Raw genomic sequence first — 16,912 nt, 5'->3', positions numbered from 1 at the left:
TGATGATCGGATCCATTCCTGCCTCAAGCGAGGCCGGTCGCGTCGAAAAGCTGCGCCGGCAGGCCGAGGAACTGGAGGGCATGTTCCTCCACACCCTCGTCAAGCAGATGTTCTCCGGGATCGAGACCGATGGCACCTTCGGCGAGGAAACCTGGCGTTCGATGCAGGCCGAGCAGCTCGCCCAATCCATGGCCGAGGCGGGAGGCATCGGCCTTGCCGATCATCTCCTGCGCGATCTGATCGCCGTTCAGCAAGCCGCCGCCCCTGCCATACCCCTTGCCACACCCATGAGCGCCGCAAGCGCCTATAACGGAGAAACCCGCTAGATGTCCGCCGCAGAACGCCTTTCCGCCCTCGACAGCCTGCCCGCCACGGACCTCTGCGCCAGCGCCGAGGCTGCGCTTGCCGCCCTCGTAGAGGTCATGAACCACGAAACCACCCTTCTCAAGGCTGGCCACTTCCGCGACTCGGCAACACTGACGCCTGAAAAGACCCGTCTGGCCCAGGACTATGTCGGCTTCGCCCGTTCCATTCAGCGACAGGCGGAGCGCCTCAAGGTCGAGGCGCCGGCCGAACTCGACGCACTGCGCCTTGGTCACGAGCGTCTTGCCACGCAAATGGCCGAGAACCTGCGCGTGATCGCTACGGCCCGCGCTGTGACCGACGACATCCTGACGGACGTCGCCATGCTCGTCGGCCGGGATGCCAGGCCCGAGACCTACGGCGCAGACGGCACCACCGCCGTCGACCCGACCGATTCCGCCCGTGGGATCGCCGTGAACAAGGCACGCTGATCGCGTTCACATTGAACTAAAATTGTGCGATCACAGCAACATCGGCTAAAACGCCGCCCGCGCATCATCCCTCCGATCCCGTCCGCCGCCGGCCCGCCGGCGGCGCGATCGTTAGAGCGTAAGGATGACCCATGGCTGTCGTGTCCGCTACCGGGCCGATCCTCGCTGGCGCCGCCGCCAGCGCCGACTATCGCCCCCGCACTTCGCCGGGACATGCCACCATCCTGCAGGACAGCACGGTTCCGGCCCGCCAGGCCGCGCTTCTGGCCGATCAACGACCGCGCGAGCGTCAGCGACGCCGCGCCCCGGCAAGCGATAGCGATTTGCCAGCGGGCGCCATGTTCGCCGCTTCCATTGCCGCCGCCGAGCTTCCCGTCATGCCCGAGAGCTATGAGGAATTGGCGCGGCGCCTCGACTCACGCAGGCTGCCACAGGAGCCCGTCCCGCTCCTGCCGCGCCGGCTCGTCTAGCGCAGCGTGAGGCGCCTGCAACGGCTGCAAAAATCGACGCGATGGTGCTGCCTTTAACGATGCCATTAACGGTTCTTTATTTCGTCGTGGGCATCCTCCTCACGTCTCAGGAAGAGGCGTCAATGCAATCGGTCTCCTAGAAGAGGAAACAACATGTCCGATATCTCGCTTTCGAAAGCCGTTCGCTCGAACCTGCTTTCGCTCCAGAACACCGCTGCCCAGATGGGCAAGACGCAGGAGCGTCTGGCCACCGGCAACAAGGTGAATTCTGCTCTCGACAACCCGACCAACTTCTTCACTGCTTCCGGCCTCAACAGCCGTGCCGGTGATATGAGCCAGCTGCTTGACGGCATGGCCAACGGCATCCAGACGCTACAGGCAGCCGACAATGGTCTCAAGGCGATCACCAAGACGCTGGAATCGATGCAGTCAACCCTGCGTCAGGCTCGTCAGGACAAGTCCTTCCAGACTCAATCCTATGAGCTCGATGCTACCTACGCCGCCGGCACGACCCCCGGCCAGTTTGACGCGGCTTCGGCCATCACCTTCCGCGGTGGTGCGACCACTGAGGATCTCACCGCCGGTACGCCGATCTCGATCGACCTTAGCGGTTTGACCCTTGACGGAGCGGTGGCTGCTATCAACACAGCAGCTGAGGCAGGTGGCACGCTCGAGGGCGCCGTTCGCGCGTCCAACGACAACGGCAAGCTTCGCATCGAGAACCTGTCGACAGGCGACCTGGAGGTTGCCGGCACGACGTCGGTTACTGGTACCACCATCGAGGGCAACTCTGTCCGCGCCGATCTCGCCGACCAGTACAACGAACTTCGCGACCAGCTCGACAAGCTGGCCGATGACGCCTCGTTCAATGGTGTTAACCTGCTGCGCGGCGATCTGCTCAAGATCACGTTCAACGAGACCGGCACTTCCGAACTGGAAATCCAGACCAAGAACGGCGACTCTATCAACTCGGCCAGCCTTGGCGTCGAGACGGCCATGGTAGCTTCGGACCTCGACAGCGATACCAATATCGACTCGATCCTTACCGACGTGAAGACCGCCATCAACACCGTCCGTTCGCAGTCGTCCGCCTTCGGTTCGAGCCTGTCGATCGTGGAGAACCGTCAGGACTTCTCCAAGAACATGATCAACACGCTGCAGACCGGCGCTGCCAACCTCACCCTGGCCGATGCCAACGAGGAAGCGGCGAATATGCTGGCACTGCAGACCCGTCAGCAGCTGTCATCCACGGCCTTGTCGATGGCCTCGCAGGCCGACCAGGCCGTGCTGCGCCTGTTCTAAGACCAACGCCTCGAACTTGGAAAAAGGCGGGCCTCGGCCCGCCTTTTTTCGTTCACCACGTCCATGGGAAGCAGGGGAAGAACTCCTCGTCTATACTGGCGACGCATTTTATCGATTCGAGGCAACCTCCATGTCGCTCAAGGTCGAACTCAAACCGGGCGAACGCCTGATCATCGGCAACTGCATCGTGACCAATTCCGATCAGCGTGCCCGCTTTTTCATTGACGGAAAGGCGCCCATTCTGCGTGAAAAGGATATCCTCACCCCGGCGACGGCGGACAGCCCTGCCAAGAGGATCTACCTCGCCGTTCAGTTGATGTATCTGGAGGATGACATCTCTACCTTGCGCGGAGAGTATTTCGAGCTTGTTAATGATATCATCAAAGCAGCGCCATCAACACTCCCATTTATTGACCAAATCAATAACGAGATATTAACCGGAAACCTCTATAAGGCTCTCAAGGCAGCAAAAAAGCTGATCGAGCACGAGAGGGGCATTTTCGCACATGCAGCAGAACCAGGCGGCGGCAGCCTACCAACAGGTCGCCAAGCGGACGACTAATCCTCGCGATCTGGAGGCGAACCTGCTCACGCGGTCCGCCGCTAACCTGCAAAGGTTGCGCGACAATTGGGAGGACGACCCCCGAGAGCTCAACCAGGTGCTCACCTTCAACCGGAAGTTGTGGAACGTCTTCATCAACTCGGCCACCAATGAGAGCCATCCCCTCGCCGCCCCGATCCGCCAGAACATCGCCAATCTCGGCCTGTTCGTGATGAAACGCTCACACGAGATCATGCTGCGTCCCGAGCCCCAGAAGCTCGACGTGCTGATCAACATCAACCGCGAACTGGCGGCCGGCCTGCGCGCCCAGCAACCCAGCTGAGCCGTCGTCAAACCCCCGAACGAGCGAAAGCCCCGAACGATGTTCGGGGCTTTCGCTATTCACCGACGGGAATGGTCGCTGAGACCGGAGCCTAGATGTACCGCGCCAGGCTCAGCTGCGCGACCATGGCCGTCACCTGATAGCTAGCCTCGAGCCGGGTCTGCAGGGCAAGGATCTCCATGGCCACGTCTTCTTTCGAGACCGTTTCCACGTCTGCGAGCAGGTTGTCTAGCTGGGCCTTATAGTTAGTATGCCGTTGAGCCGAGTTGTCCGAGGTCATGCGAGCGATGCCCAGCTCCATGGTCACGATCTCGATCGAGCCACGCTCGGCATTGTGCTGCTCGCCCATCTCCGCCATCTGACGCGTCGCCATGGCATCGAACCGGCCGCGAGAAGACGAGTCGCCGGTAGGATAGGTCTCGATTGACATCGCCGCCATCGTGCGCATCAGGCGCAGGAACCCGCTTTCGTTGGCTTGGACCCCGTAAGCGGCTTTGGTTGCGTCATCGACCTGGGCGGTGACACTCTGACGCGGATTACCTTCGGCCGCGCTGGCGGCGGCCGAAATACCGTCGTTGAGCGCAGCGGCAAAATTTGCCGCCGTCGCGTTCGCGTCGGCGCCGATGCTGAACTGGCCCGGCCCAGCCTTGCCGCTAACCGCCGTGAGGCGGACCGTGCGGGTCGTCCCGTTCGGCTCCGTCAGGGTGACGCTGACGGTTTCGCCCGCTGCGGGCGGAGCCGTGAACTGCACCGAAAGCGAAGCCGGATCTCCGGCCGGCGGGCCCGTCGTGATATTGGGGGTCGAAGGTGATACGTCCGTCACCTGGAAGCCATGCGCGGCCGAGACCGGTGCCCTCTCCTCAAGCGTCACCGTATCCCCAGACTGCTCGATATCCAGCCGCCCGAGATTGGCGGCGCTGACCGCCGGGCTCTCTCCCGAATACCACATCACCGTGTCGGTCAGCGTGGCAAGGCGCAGAGCCGTTGCTGTCGCGGGGTTGCCGTCGACCCGCAGCACCGGCTCTCCAGGACCGTTGAAGAAGTTCTGCGATGCCGCGAACGTCGAAGCAGCCGAAAGTGTCGTCGATGCTTCGTCAGTCAGGCTCGAGCGTAATGCCGTCTCGAAGTTGGCAGCCGTCGCCGCCTCGTCGACCCCAATGGTGAACTGGCCCTTGCCCGGAGGAGCAGCCTCCGTCGCTTCCAGCGTGATCTGCGTCTCGGTGCCGTCCGGCAGGGTAAAGCCCATAGTGACCGATTGTCCCGCGACCGGCAGGGCGGTGAAGTCGAGGTCCATCGAGCGCGGACCGGGAACGACCGTGGTCTCCGATACGGAAACGAAGCTATTCGAGGCTGGCAGGACCGAGAGCTTGAAACCAAAGGGGTGCACGCCGTCCTCGGTGAGAGAGACTGTGGTGCCCGTCGTGCTCGTCGTCAGTCGCCCCAGGCCGTCGGCGCCGGCATCGGCGAGTTTTCTTTCGCCCGCCACGGTGCGGAAACCATCCCGCCCCCCCTCGCCCTCGAGCAATACCCGCTCGTTGGGGAGCGGTGGCCGGTCGGTCACCGAGCCACCGAAAAGATAGCGGCCGGCGACCTCTGAATTGAGCATGGTGACGATCTCGTCGAAGCGCGCCCGCGACAGGCCCGGGAGCGTCGCCACGTTGATGTCGCCGGTGCCGTATTGGCCCGGCAGCGCCGAGTTGCGCGCCTCGCCTTCGATCTTGTCGAAGCGCGACATGGTGTTGTCGAAGAAATCAAGACGCAGGTTGACGGTCTCGATATTGGCGCTGAACCCCTCGATACGGGCGAGCCGCGAGCGTACGCTCAATGACAGCGGCAGGTCGCGCCCCATCCCTGCAAGGGTCGAGGACTTCTGTCCGGTTCCCAACTGCATCTGCAGCACGCTCATGCGGCTCTGCATTTTGGAGAGCACCGAAAACCCGGTCTGCAACGGATACATCGACTTATTGACGATCATGGTTCGGCCCCTCCTTAGATTCTAAATAGTTCGGCAAGCAGTTCCTGGACGATCGAAACCACCCGCGCATTGGCCGCGTAGGCGTTCTGCAGCTCGATCAGCCGGGCCATTTCCTCGTCGATATTAACGCCGTATTCGGTATCCATCTGCTGAACGACCGTGTCGAGGGTAAGTTGCCGGCCGTCGCTACGCGAAAGCGCCGAGGCAATGGAGCTGCCCTGGTAGCCCATGACCTGGGAGACAATCTCACTGGCATTGCCATTGAGCTGGAAGACGTTTGGATTTGCCTTCGGGTCACCACCCGAGACGAACTTCATATTCTTGAGCTGGTTGACGAGGTAATCGGGCCGCGAGCTGTCGCCGAGCGAGCCGCCCACTTCGTGCTGAACCAGTACCCGGTTGTCTGCGATCACCGCCGTGTTGACCGAGATACGGGCGGCAAACCCCAGCTTCTGTGGCGGGTCGGTATCGAGATTGTTGGTGAACCCGCTATTGCCGGAATCGACGAAGAGGTTGAGCGCCAGACCAGCGCCCTGCGCCGCCGTGGAACTGGTACGCCCGACGACCGAGCCGATGTCGATATTGCCCGTCGCCCCATCGTCCAGGACGCGCAACATCGTGCCGGACGGGTTGGCGAAGTCGAGCCCCGGTAGCAGGCTGTCGAGGCGGGTGGCCATCGACGTCGCGCCCGCCGACATATCGACGCCGATCACCCGAACACCGCTGGCGTCCTTGTAGTCGAGATCCTGCGTCGTATTGACGACACGCACCTGCCGGGAAACGCCATTCTCGACATAGTTGATGAGCATATCCTGCCCCGGCGCGATGTCGCCGATGTCGAGCTCGAATCCTTCGGCCGCGCCCGCGGTCACCGCCTGGCCCGACGTCTGTACCGTGCCGAAGGCTTGGGCCAGGCTCGCGGCGATTTCGTCGAGCTGCGACTGCGCCTCGACCAGGGTGCGGTCGCGCAGCGTAAGCAGGCCGCCGAGTTCGCCGCCCTGGATGACCCCCTGCTGCACGAGATCGAGCGTCAGGCCCGAAGGCGTGGTCAGCATAAGCTTGCCGACCTTGGTGATGTCCGGATCGTAGTTAAATTGTGACGTTGCCGCGAGGTTACCGGCCGACTCGAACTTGAAGGTCGAGGCGCGCCCGTCGAGAAGTCCGACGCCCGAGCGCGTCATCAGCGCCACCGTACCGTCCGGGCGATAATCGGCCTGCAGGTCGATCTTCTCGGCGATCTGCGAGACCAGCCGGTCGCGCTGGTCGAGGAGGTTGGCACGTGCGCCGTCCTCCGTGCCGAGGTCGAGCAACCTGAGGTTCACTTCCTGCAGGGAGGTCAGCATGCCGTTGAGCGCGTGGACGTCGGCGGCAATCTGCCCCTCGGTCTCCTGCCGCATGGTCTGGATGTCCGACGAGAGCCGGTTGAGCGTCTCGGCCATGGTCTGGGCATGCGCAACGACTTGCGCGCGAACGGTATAGTCATCCGGGCTGGTCGCCAGCGAAGACAGCGCGTTCTGCAGGTCCTGGAATACGTTGTCGAGCGCGCCGGCATCGCCTGGCTTGCCAAGGTAGGTCTGCAGCCGGTCGAGATAGTTGGCCTCAACCGACGACATCGCCGCATCCGACACCTGCCGCGTGTAGTAAGTCTGCAGGCTCTTGTTGAAGGCCCGATTGACCCCGACCGTGCGGGCATAGGTCGAAGACTGATCGGCATAGTCAACGACATTGAGCGACTGCCGGTGGTAGCCGGGCGTGCCGGAATTGGCCACGTTGCGCGAAACGACGGTAAGCGAATCCTGGTTGATCCGCAGCCCGGTGACCGCATTATTGAGCGTGGACATCAAACCCATTCTGGGCTCCTCTCGGATTGTAGTGCCGCGCGCCGCTCCCGGCGCAATTTGGGCGCCGGGTGCCGCTTATCCTCAGCGGACCGGCGGCGCCCAGAGCTTGCCCTAGCGAACCATATTCAGCGCTTCCTGCAGCATCTCGTCGGCGGTACTGACGATCCTGGTGCCGGCAGCGTAGGCCTGCTGGGTGACGATCAGCTTGGTGAATTCCTCCGAGATGTCGGTGTTGGAGGCTTCCAGCGACCCGCCGATGATGCCTCCGCCCGAAAGGTCGGTGATCGCCTCCCCCGATTCCGAAGTCGCCGAATAGACGCCGCCGTCGAGCCGCTTCAGCTTGTTCATGGCATTGAACTCGGCCGTCACCACCTGCGCCATGTCGATGCGCTCGCCATTGGAATAGGTGGCGACCACCCGGCCGTTGTCGTTGATGGCGACCGAGACGAATTCGCCCGCGCCATAACCGTCCTGGTTGAGGGTGGTGACGTTCGCCGTGCCGTTTACATCGGCAAACTGCGAGAGGCCGTTGGTGTTGTAGCGAAAGTCGACGTCACCGATGGCAACGCCGTTGACGGCGAGGTTGTTCAGTTCGATGGAGGAACCCGAGGGGGAGATCATCGAGCCGTCAGCGCCGAACTGGAACTGGGTATCGACGCGCGACCACATAGGCGCGCTGCCCGTGGCGTTGCTGTTCGACATGTAATAAAGGTGCCAGGTGTCGGTGCCCGGCGGCGTATTGGTCTGGCTGTCGACCTTGGCCCAGCGCAACTGCACGTTGGCCGGTGCGCCGTTCTGCGCGTAGACGGTGATGGCGCCACCCGCGATGGTATTGGTGAGGAACTGTGTGTTCTGGGCCGCCGAAACCGTCTCCACCGGCACGATCGGCACAGCCGGATAGGCGATGTCGCCATCGGTTAGCCCTAGGTTGCCAAGGGTTGCCGTATCGCCGGTGACGGTCAGCGTCGCCGAATAATTGGTGCCGAGCGTGATCTCGAGATTGCCGCCGCTGATGCCCACGGTGGCGTCGGCCGCCGCCGAGCCACCACTGGCCCTGAGCGCGGTTTGCATGGCCGCAAGCGCCGTCGCGATGTCACCCGAAACGTCGATGCCCTGGTTGGAGCCGGAATAGGCGCCCGCGCCACTATCGTAGAAGTCAAAGACGACATTGGTGCCGTTGACGTTGAGCGTCAGGCTCTCGCCGACGACGAACGGCCCCCCGCTGGCGCTGTCGGCTGGATTGGCACCGGTCAAGGCCATACTGCCGGTCATGGTAGCGGTCACCGAGCCAGGCACCGTCATGTAGTCGGCCGCGTGCAGCAGTTCGCTGTTCGGCACGGTGGCGTTGTAGGCGGTGGTCTTGGGCAGTTGAGGCAGGTTCGCCTGATAATTAATGCGAGAGGTCAATTGCGCAGGCAGGAACGCATTGGAAAGCTGGATCACCTCCGGCACGGAGCCCGAGATGTTGCCTGTGCGCGTGTCGATCGGCAGGCCCTTGAGAAAATAGCCGGCCCCGTTGACCAGGCGCCCGTCCTTGTCGATCTCGAAATCACCCCGTCGGGTATAGAAGTTGGTGCCAGCAAAGACCGCGTTACCGTCCGCCTGGCCAACCTTGGGCTCGACGATGAAGAAGCCGTTTGAGTTGAGCGCGATATAGGTCTCGTTGGCGACCGTCTTGATGTCACCTTTGACGTCATTGGTCGAGCGCGACTGCGCCAGCACGGCGCCCGGCACCTGTCGCGAGATCGGCGCATCGGGGATGAGGTCGAGGAAATCGGTCTCGATGCGCTTGTAGCCTGTGGTCTGCGAGTTGGCGATGTTGCCCGAAATGTTCTCGAGCGCGTGCGCCTGCGCCCGCAATCCGGTCACCGCGCTGGAAAGAGCCCCGTAAATGCCCATGAATAACTCCCGAACTTTTTGCGCCTGGTTTGGCGCCTTCGCTCATTTAAGTGCAAATAGAATGCCAACTGCCGGGCATTGGATTTGCTGGGGTTTTCGGCGCTCGCTCCGACCCTTGCAGCCGCATGGCGGCAAGACTGACCTGCAGGCGGGCATTTTTTGCCCGGCAGGCAAGGCGTTGCTTGTGCCGGTCGGGCGCTTGCTCTAAACGCTTGCCGGTTGAGGATCGGAGCAGTTCTTCCCATGCTTTTCGAGAGTGCAGACGCGTTCCGCGCCAGACCGCGCCAAGCGGTGACGGTGTTCGGCATGTCCGGCGTCGGCAAAACGTGGCTGAGCAATCTCTTGCGTGAGGACGGCTGGTTCCACTATTCGGTCGACTATCGCATCGGCACGCGCCACATGGGCGAGTTCATCGTCGACAATTTCAAGCGCGAAGCCATGAAGGTGCCGTTCCTGGCGGACCTCCTGCGTTCGGACTCGATCTATATCTCGTCCAACATCACCTTCGGCAATCTCGAGCCGCTCTCGACCTATCTCGGCACGCCCGGAAATCCGAAAAAGGGGGGCCTGCCCTTTGCCGAATACCAGCGCCGGCAGGAGCAGCACCGCGTTGCCGAGATCTCGGCGCTCTTGGATATTCCCTATTTCATCGAGCGCGCCCGGGCACTCTATGGCTATGAGGACTTCATCGCCGACACCGGCGGTTCGCTGATCGAGGTGGTCGACCATGACGATCCCGAAGATCCGGTTATCAAGACCCTCACCGAACACACCGTGCTGATCTATATAAGGGGGACAGACAAGGACGCCGACGAGCTCGTGCGGCGCTTTAGGAAGAACCCGAAACCGATGTATTACCGGCCGCAATTCCTCATCGAGAAGTGGACCGAGTACAAGGCCATGAACGGCATCGCAAAGGACGATGACGTGGATCCGGCCGGCTTTGCCGCCTGGGGCTTTGCCGCGCTCCTTCACGACCGGCTGCCGCGCTACCAGGCGATCGCAGATAAATTTGGCTATATCGTCGAGGCCGCCGACCTCGCCCGGGTCAGATCTAGCGCCGATTTCCTCGAACTGATGGGCAAGGCGATCGAAGGACGAATGCGATAGCCGAAAGGCCTTTGCACAGACTTCGATTTCCCTTTTCCATTCAGCGAAAGAGGGCCCCGATGCCCATCCGTATTCCCGACCACCTGCCCGCCCACAAGACCCTCGAGCGCGAGGGGATCGTGGTGATGGATTCGACCAGAGCCGCCCGGCAGGATATCCGCCCGCTCCAGATCGGGCTCTTGAACCTTATGCCCAACAAGGAGCGCACCGAGACCCAGTTCACCCGGCTGATCGGCGCAACTCCCCTACAGGTCGACCTGACGCTGGTGCGCGTCACCGACCATAAGTCCAAGAACACGCCCGAGGACTACCTCAAGACCTTCTACCGAACCTGGGAAGAGGTTCGGCGCCAGAAGTTCGACGGGTTCATCGTCACCGGTGCGCCCATCGCCAACCTCCCGTTCGAGGAGGTGCGCTACTGGCCGGAAATGATCGATATCCTGAACTGGACCCAGACCCACGTGCACCACACCATGTTCATCTGTTGGGGTGCGCAGGCGGCTCTGCACCACTTCCACGGCGCCCGCCGCTACCGCATGGAAAAGAAAGCCTTCGGCGTTTACCGCCATAAGGTGGTCAAGCCCGCTTCGCCGTACCTGCGTGGTTTCTCCGATGACCTCGCCGTCCCCGTCTCTCGCTACAATGATATCGAACGCGAGAGTTTGTCGCCTGACCTCGAGGTGCTGATCGACAGCCCTGAAGTAGGGCTGTGTATGCTCGACGACCCCAAGCACCGGGCCGTACACATGCTCAATCACCTCGAATACGACAATCGGTCCCTCGCCGACGAATACGAGCGCGACCAGAAGGCTGCGCTCGGCACCCCTCCTCCCGTCAATCTCTTCCCGAATGACGATCCTGCCCAAGTGCCGGAGAACCGCTGGCGCAGCCACGCCTTCCTTCTCTTCCAGAACTGGATCAATGTGATCTACCAGACGACACCGTTCGAGCTGGAGCAGATCGGCGAGTAACAACAACGAGGGCGCTTCGGCGCCCTCAATGTTTCTCGACGGCGTTCTTGAGACTGTCGAGCATCATCCTCCAATTCTTCTCGTAGTCGGCCCTCGTCCCGGCATCGATATCGGTCTTGCTACCGCGATTGAACTGAGCCAGGGATACCTTGGTCCTATCGCCCTGCGGGTCGAGCCGATAGCGCACGACGTGGTAGTTTTCGGGCCGATCCGGCTGACCAGAGAGCTCGCTCCAATGGGTGAAGCTCAGTTCCCTGCCCTCCTCGACGCTCTCGATTTCGCCGCGATCCTTGAAGGGCTTGCCGTTCCATTCGCCCGAGAACGTGATGGGGTGGCCGACCACCCAGTCTGTCTCGACGGTGGTGCCCGGAAACATCGCCGATTGCCTTGCCGTCATCGCCGCCCAAACGGCTCCCGGATCGGCAGCGATCGTCGTATCGACTTCAACAACGGGCTTGTCCATGATGGAACTCCTTTCGTGCCGAAAGAACGTCCCGCACCCCCCGCCGTTCCGGAAAAGACCGGCTCCATCGGAGCCGGCCCCAATACTCGCTGTTCGTTGTTGCTCAGACCGCGATCTTGCCGCCGCCCTGCTTGGTGACGACCACGACCGACGGACGCACTGGCAGATTCTCGTCGAAATCCGGCCAGCGAGTCGACAGGTCCTCGTAATAGGAGACCCGCCCGAAGCCCTCCCAGTCGTCGCCGCCGTCTGCCGGGTGCTGGACGGCAAGGAAGAGGGTCTCGCTATCCGGTGTGAACACCGGGCCGCACATCTCAGCGCCGACCGGCACCCGGAAGAAGAGCTTGGAGGTCGCCCGCGCCGCCCCTTCAGTGTCGACCGCCCAGAGGCCGTCGGTACGGCCGGTGGCCGAGGGGCTGTTGCCGTCGGTCGAGACCCACAGCCGGCCCTCACTGTCGACGGCACAGTTGTCGGGCATGCCGAACCAGCCGTTGACAGTGGTGTCGGTCGAGAAGGTCGCGCCGACTTCAGCCACCGAGGGGTCGCCGCATTGCAGCAGCACTTCCCAGGTGCCGGTGGTGGCGGCAAAATTCCCGTCCGTTTCGGCAATCTCGATGATATGGCCGAAGGCGTTCTCGGCACGTGGATTGGCCATGTCCACTTGTTCGGCCGTGCGCCGGGTATTGTTGGTCAGCATCACGTAGACCTTGCCGTTGGTCCCGTTGGGCTGGATATCCTCGGGCCGGTCCATCTTGGTGGCACCCAGCAGGTCGGCGGCCCGGCGCGTCTCGATCGAGATGTCGGCCTGGCTCTCGAAGCCGTTCTCTGCCGTCAGCGGCCCCTCGCCGTGGACGAGCGGCATCCATTCCATCGAGCCGTCCTCGGCGAATTTGGCAACGTAAAGCGTGCCGTCGTCGAGCAGGTCCATGTTGGCGGCGCGGTCGTCCGGGTTGTAGGTGCCGGTGGTGACGAACTTGTAGACATAGTCGAAGCGTTCGTCGTCGCCGAGATAGAACACTACCCGTCCGTCGTTGTTAACGATCGACTCGGCGCCTTCATGCTTGAAGCGGCCGAGCGCAGTACGCTTCTTGGGCACCGAGGTCGGGTCCATCGGGTCGACCTCGACGATGTAGCCGAAGCGATTAGGCTCGTTCGGCTCCTTGGAGACGTCGAACCGGTCGTGAAAGTTCGCCCACTCGTAGGAGCCTTCGGGCACGCCATAGCGTTCGTAGTTGGCCGCCTCCTTGTGGTCGGCCGGCAGCTCACCGCCGAAATAGCCGTGGAAGTTCTCCTCGGCCATGACGTAGGTGCCCCAAGGGGTCACGCCCCCAGCGCAGTCGTTGAGCGTCCCCAGCACTTTGGTGCCGGCGGGATCGGCAGTGGTCTTCAGGCGGTCGTGGCCGGCGGCCGGGCCGGTGATCTCCATTTCGGTCATTGCCGTGATCCGGCGGTTGTACTGGCCATCCGGGACGACGCGCCACTTGCCGTCGACCTTCTCGATTTCGACGATGGTGCCGCCATGGGCCATCATCTCGACGTCGACCTGCTCCTTGCCCAGCGGCTCCAGGGTCATTTCGCCCTCGGCCAGGGTCACCAGGCCCGGGAACATCAGGTGCGGGTTGGTGTATTCGTGATTGACGACCAGCAAGCCGTGCGTGCTCGAGCCGTCGAGCGGAATGAAACCGACATAATCGTTGTTGTAGCCGAACTGCATGGCCTGCGCCTCGGCTGTCTGGTTGGCCGGGTCGAACTCGGGCGCATTGGGCAGTACCGCATCGCCCCAGCGCAGCAGGATGTCTGCATCGTAGCCCTCGGCCACGTGATGCGTCTCGTCGACGCCCGCCTCGATCTCTGTGAACGAGAAAGCTGAACCGCCTTCCTCGGCCCTGGCCTCTTGCGCCTGCATTAAAGCCAGCGGGCTGACCGTCGCCGCAATCGCCGAGACCGCTAGCGAGCCCTTGAGGAAGCCGCGGCGCGAGAAGCGGGCGGAGATGATCTCGCCCATGGTGGGATTGGCGGTGGGGTTGCAGGGCTCGGCGTCGGCGAATTCGAGTTGCGATGTCTTGAAAATGGGGTGCTCGTTCATGATCGTGCTCCTCAACAGCATGGAAAGGCTTTGAAAGATTAGAGCCATTCCAAGGTCTAGGAGGGTGCGGTCACAGGCCGATGACCGGATGATGACAGTTGCATGACACAGCGAGTGCCCAGCGGCTACCGCCTTGCAATTGCTGCGATTGCCCCTACGTTCTTCAGCGCTTGAGGAGACGCGTTTGCCGCAATCGCCAACCACCATCGTCGACGAACTGGGCATTGCGCTGGCCAATTTCGCCGATGCGGCGACCGGCACCTTTACCCCGACCCTGCGGCTGGGCGTCACGGGCCTCTCGCGTGCCGGCAAGACCATCTTCATCACCGCCCTCGTCCACAACCTGTTGACGGGCGGACGCCTGCCGGGCTTCGCGCCCCTCACCGAAGGCCGCTTCATCGGCGCCAGACTCGCCGAGTACCCCGACGCAACCATCCCGCGCTTTGCCTATGAGCAGCATCTGGCGGCCCTGACCGGCAAACCGTCCGCCTGGCCGGAAAGCACCCGCCGCATCTCGCAATTGCGCCTGGTCCTCAAATATCAGTCCAACCGCTGGCTTTCGGGCATGACCGGCCCGGCGACCCTCAACCTCGATATCGTCGACTATCCGGGCGAGTGGCTCCTCGACCTGCCCCTTCTTTCGCTGAGCTATGCCGAATGGAGCCGCGAGGCCTTGGAGCGCGCCTCCCGCCCCGCTTCGGCAAGCGAGGCCAAGCCCTTCCTTGACATCCTCGGCGGCGTCGACCCTGCCAAGGACGCCAACGACCTCGACGCCGAAGCGCTCGCCGGTGCATTCACCCAATATCTGCGATCGAGCCGCGAGGATGGTCGCGCCCTTTCAACTCTCCCGCCCGGCCGCTTCCTCCTGCCCGGAGACCTCGAGGGCTCGCCGGTCCTGACCTTCGCGCCCCTGCCCCCGCAGGATCACACCATGCGCTCCTCGAGCCTCCATGCCATGCTCGCGCACCGATACGAGGCCTATAAGGACAAGGTGGTACGGCCATTCTTTCGCGACCATTTCGCCCGGCTCGACCGGCAGGTGGTGCTGGTCGATGCGTTGCGCGCCCTCAACGCCGGACCGGCGGCCGTCGCCGATCTCGAAACGGCGCTGACCTCGGTCCTCGCCTGTTTCCGCCAGGGCGAGAGCAATCCGATCGCCAAGCTCATCTCGCGCCGGATCGACCGCATCCTTTTTGCCGCGACCAAGGCCGACCATCTGCATCACACCAGCCACGACCGGCTGGAAACGATCCTCAACCGGCTGCTCGCCAACGCCGCCCGGCGCGCCAAATTCGCCGGGGCCGAGACGAAATCGCTCGCCATCGCCGCGGTCCGCGCGACCCGCGAAGGCACCATCGAGGAACGCGGCGAGACCCTGTCCACCATCGTCGGTACGCCTGTCGAGGGGCAGGAACTCGACGGCACAGTCTATGACGGCAGGACCGAAATCGCCCTGTTTCCCGGTGACTTGCCGGACGACCCGGAATCGGTTTTCGAGGCTGGCAAGCCGCTCGCATTCAGTTTCCTGCGCTTCACCCCGCCGCGCGATCTGGAGCGCAACGCCTCGGGAGACCCTGTGCTCCCCCACATCCGCTTCGACCGCGCCATCGACTATCTCATCGGAGACTGGCTGAAATGAAGCGCCCCGTCGCCCGGCCCGTCGCGCCTGCAAAGGACATTCCCGAAGCCGTGCGCGCGCCACGCGCTTTCACGCCCGATGCGGTGACCATCAGGGACGCACAGTTCGAGGCTCCTCCCCCGCAGGACGACCTCGTCTCGCCTCCACCCCGGCGGATGAGCTGGGTGGGTCGCATGTTCTGGACCACGGGCGGCATCCTGGTTTCGCTGGGCCTCTCGCTTGCCTTCGAAAGGCTGATACGGGATCTCTTTGCCCGCTACGAGTGGCTGGGCTGGGCCGGCCTTGCCGCCCTCGCCGCCTTCCTCGTCGCTGTGCTTGCGCTCGTCATCCGAGAGATCGCCGCGCTTCGTCGCCTCTCCGCCCTCGACCGCCTCAAGGCAGAAGCGGCTGACGCTCTCGCCACGGATCGCCCTGCCAAGGCCAAGGCGGTGCTTGCCGGACTCGACGCCGTCTATGCCCACCGCGCCGATCTCGCTCGCGCCCGCCGGTTACTCGCCGAACATGCCTCCCACATGCTCGACGGAGCCGAGCAGGTTCATCTCGCCGAACGCACGCTGATGGCCCCGCTCGATGCGCGCGCCAGAACCCTGACCGCCGCCTCGGCTCGACGCGTGGCGCTGGTGACCGCGGTCTCGCCACGCGCACTAATCGATATCGCCTTCGTCATCTACGAGAGCGTGCGGTTGGCCGGCGCCATCGCCCGGCTCTATGGCGCACGCCCCGGCTTCTTTGGCTATTGGCGCCTTGCGGGCGCTATCCTTGCTCACCTTGCGGTCACCGGCGGATTGGTGCTGACCGACGGCGTGGTGGAGCAACTCATCGGTCAAGGGCTTGCCGCCAGGCTCTCGGCGCGGCTCGGTGAAGGCGTCGTCAACGGCCTGATGACCGTGCGCGTCGGCATCGCCGCCATGCGGGTGGTGCGCCCCCTGCCATTCGCGGTACTGCCGCAGCCGGTGGTACGCGATTTTCTCGGCGAGCTCGCCAACGTCACGCAGGCTACGCGAGAGAACTAACGGGCTGCTACTTGCCTGCGAGAAGTTCGCTCATCGGCTGCCAGTACATCATCGCCCATCCGCCATCGAGCATGGCATGGTCCTCTTCGGGATACCCGACCTGATCGAACACCAGCTTCGTTCCCGCCCCGTCCTGGCTGAGATTGAAGGAAACCAGCGAATAGAGCCCCTCTGGCCAGCGCTTGGGGCGCCAGGCCTGCACGACCCGTTTGCCCGGCACCAGCTCGACATTGCGCCCGCCGATGTCCCCGCCGAACATTGCGAACGAGCCGCCCTCTTCGGTCGAGATATCGGCGCTGCGCCCGCCGGTCATGGCGGCGAACTTTTCCGAATTGGTCAGCGCCTCGTAGACGGCGGCGGGGCTGGCGGGGATGGTGACTTCCTGGTGAATGGCCATCGTGGCCTGGTGAGTTCAACCGGTCATCGCAACACCTCTAATCTGAGAGGATGGGGAGGTGTCGCATG

Annotated in this window: 16 protein-coding genes; 10 read left to right on the top strand and 6 right to left on the bottom strand. The window is 63.2% G+C overall.

Annotated elements, in window-relative coordinates:
- Nucleotides 1–2: 2 nt before the first annotated feature.
- The 6 genes from QQK18_RS22860 to flaF all read left to right on the top strand — a co-directional run bounded on the left by QQK18_RS22860 (nt 3) and on the right by flaF (nt 3,450).
- Complete coding sequence (locus QQK18_RS22860; RefSeq protein ID WP_284342713.1) at nt 3–326, top strand: rod-binding protein; 324 nt, start codon at nt 3–5, stop codon at nt 324–326.
- Nucleotides 327–794, top strand: a complete 468-nt coding sequence (locus QQK18_RS22855) for a hypothetical protein (RefSeq protein WP_284342711.1) — start codon at nt 327–329, stop codon at nt 792–794. It begins immediately after the preceding gene.
- A gap of 131 nt (nt 795–925) precedes the next feature.
- The gene (locus QQK18_RS22850) at nt 926–1,264 is read left to right on the top strand and encodes a hypothetical protein (protein ID WP_284342710.1); all 339 of its coding nucleotides are present in this window, start codon (nt 926–928) and stop codon (nt 1,262–1,264) included.
- Between the two features lie 153 nt (nt 1,265–1,417).
- Nucleotides 1,418–2,566, top strand: a complete 1,149-nt coding sequence (locus tag QQK18_RS22845; RefSeq protein WP_284342709.1) for a flagellin N-terminal helical domain-containing protein — start codon at nt 1,418–1,420, stop codon at nt 2,564–2,566.
- 130 nt (nt 2,567–2,696) lie between these two features.
- Entirely contained in the window at nt 2,697–3,128 is a 432-nt protein-coding gene (gene flbT, locus QQK18_RS22840; RefSeq protein WP_284342708.1) for a flagellar biosynthesis repressor FlbT, read from the top strand.
- Entirely contained in the window at nt 3,073–3,450 is a 378-nt protein-coding gene (gene flaF / locus QQK18_RS22835; protein ID WP_284342707.1) for a flagellar biosynthesis regulator FlaF, read from the top strand. Before flbT ends, flaF begins: the two co-directional genes overlap by 56 nt.
- A 91-nt stretch (nt 3,451–3,541) precedes the next feature.
- On the opposite strand, the gene QQK18_RS22830 is transcribed toward flaF, so the two are convergent.
- The 3 genes from QQK18_RS22830 to QQK18_RS22820 all read right to left on the bottom strand — a co-directional run bounded on the left by QQK18_RS22830 (nt 3,542) and on the right by QQK18_RS22820 (nt 9,165).
- The gene (locus tag QQK18_RS22830; protein ID WP_284342706.1) at nt 3,542–5,425 is read right to left on the bottom strand and encodes a hypothetical protein; all 1,884 of its coding nucleotides are present in this window, start codon (nt 5,423–5,425) and stop codon (nt 3,542–3,544) included.
- 14 nt (nt 5,426–5,439) lie between these two features.
- On the bottom strand, nt 5,440–7,275 hold the full coding sequence (gene flgK, locus QQK18_RS22825; protein ID WP_284342705.1) for a flagellar hook-associated protein FlgK: 1,836 nt from the start codon (nt 7,273–7,275) through the stop codon (nt 5,440–5,442).
- A gap of 102 nt (nt 7,276–7,377) precedes the next feature.
- On the bottom strand, nt 7,378–9,165 hold the full coding sequence (locus QQK18_RS22820; RefSeq protein ID WP_284342704.1) for a flagellar hook-basal body complex protein: 1,788 nt from the start codon (nt 9,163–9,165) through the stop codon (nt 7,378–7,380).
- Between the two features lie 243 nt (nt 9,166–9,408).
- Between QQK18_RS22820 and QQK18_RS22815 the strand changes: the two genes are divergently transcribed.
- Nucleotides 9,409–10,275 carry an ATPase gene (locus QQK18_RS22815; protein WP_284342703.1) on the top strand — a complete coding sequence of 289 codons (867 nt, stop codon included), beginning with the start codon at nt 9,409–9,411 and terminating at the stop codon, nt 10,273–10,275.
- Nucleotides 10,276–10,334: 59 nt separating this feature from the next.
- Entirely contained in the window at nt 10,335–11,246 is a 912-nt protein-coding gene (locus QQK18_RS22810; RefSeq protein WP_284342702.1) for a homoserine O-succinyltransferase, read from the top strand.
- 25 nt (nt 11,247–11,271) lie between these two features.
- On the opposite strand, the gene QQK18_RS22805 is transcribed toward QQK18_RS22810, so the two are convergent.
- Together QQK18_RS22805 and QQK18_RS22800 are read right to left on the bottom strand one after the other, a co-directional pair.
- Nucleotides 11,272–11,709, bottom strand: a complete 438-nt coding sequence (locus tag QQK18_RS22805; protein ID WP_284342701.1) for an SRPBCC family protein — start codon at nt 11,707–11,709, stop codon at nt 11,272–11,274.
- A 103-nt stretch (nt 11,710–11,812) separates the two neighbouring features.
- Nucleotides 11,813–13,795 (bottom strand): PhoX family protein, encoded by a 1,983-nt coding sequence (locus QQK18_RS22800; protein ID WP_284342700.1) that lies wholly within the window; start codon nt 13,793–13,795, stop codon nt 11,813–11,815.
- Between the two features lie 184 nt (nt 13,796–13,979).
- Here QQK18_RS22800 and QQK18_RS22795 point away from each other — a divergent pair, with 184 nt between their 5' ends.
- The gene (locus QQK18_RS22795) at nt 13,980–15,434 is read left to right on the top strand and encodes a YcjX family GTP-binding protein (RefSeq protein ID WP_284342699.1); all 1,455 of its coding nucleotides are present in this window, start codon (nt 13,980–13,982) and stop codon (nt 15,432–15,434) included.
- Nucleotides 15,431–16,447 carry a YcjF family protein gene (locus QQK18_RS22790; protein ID WP_284342698.1) on the top strand — a complete coding sequence of 339 codons (1,017 nt, stop codon included), beginning with the start codon at nt 15,431–15,433 and terminating at the stop codon, nt 16,445–16,447. Before QQK18_RS22795 ends, QQK18_RS22790 begins: the two co-directional genes overlap by 4 nt.
- A 7-nt stretch (nt 16,448–16,454) precedes the next feature.
- Here QQK18_RS22790 and QQK18_RS22785 read toward each other — a convergent pair whose 3' ends face one another.
- Complete coding sequence (locus QQK18_RS22785) at nt 16,455–16,844, bottom strand: SRPBCC family protein (RefSeq protein ID WP_284342697.1); 390 nt, start codon at nt 16,842–16,844, stop codon at nt 16,455–16,457.
- Between the last annotated feature and the right edge of the window lie 68 nt (nt 16,845–16,912).

The organism is Devosia nitrariae, assembly GCF_030160115.1.
Taxonomy (GTDB): domain Bacteria; phylum Pseudomonadota; class Alphaproteobacteria; order Rhizobiales; family Devosiaceae; genus Devosia; species Devosia nitrariae.
Note: the sequence above shows the minus strand (reverse complement) of the source record. Positions and strands in the feature narration are given on the sequence as shown.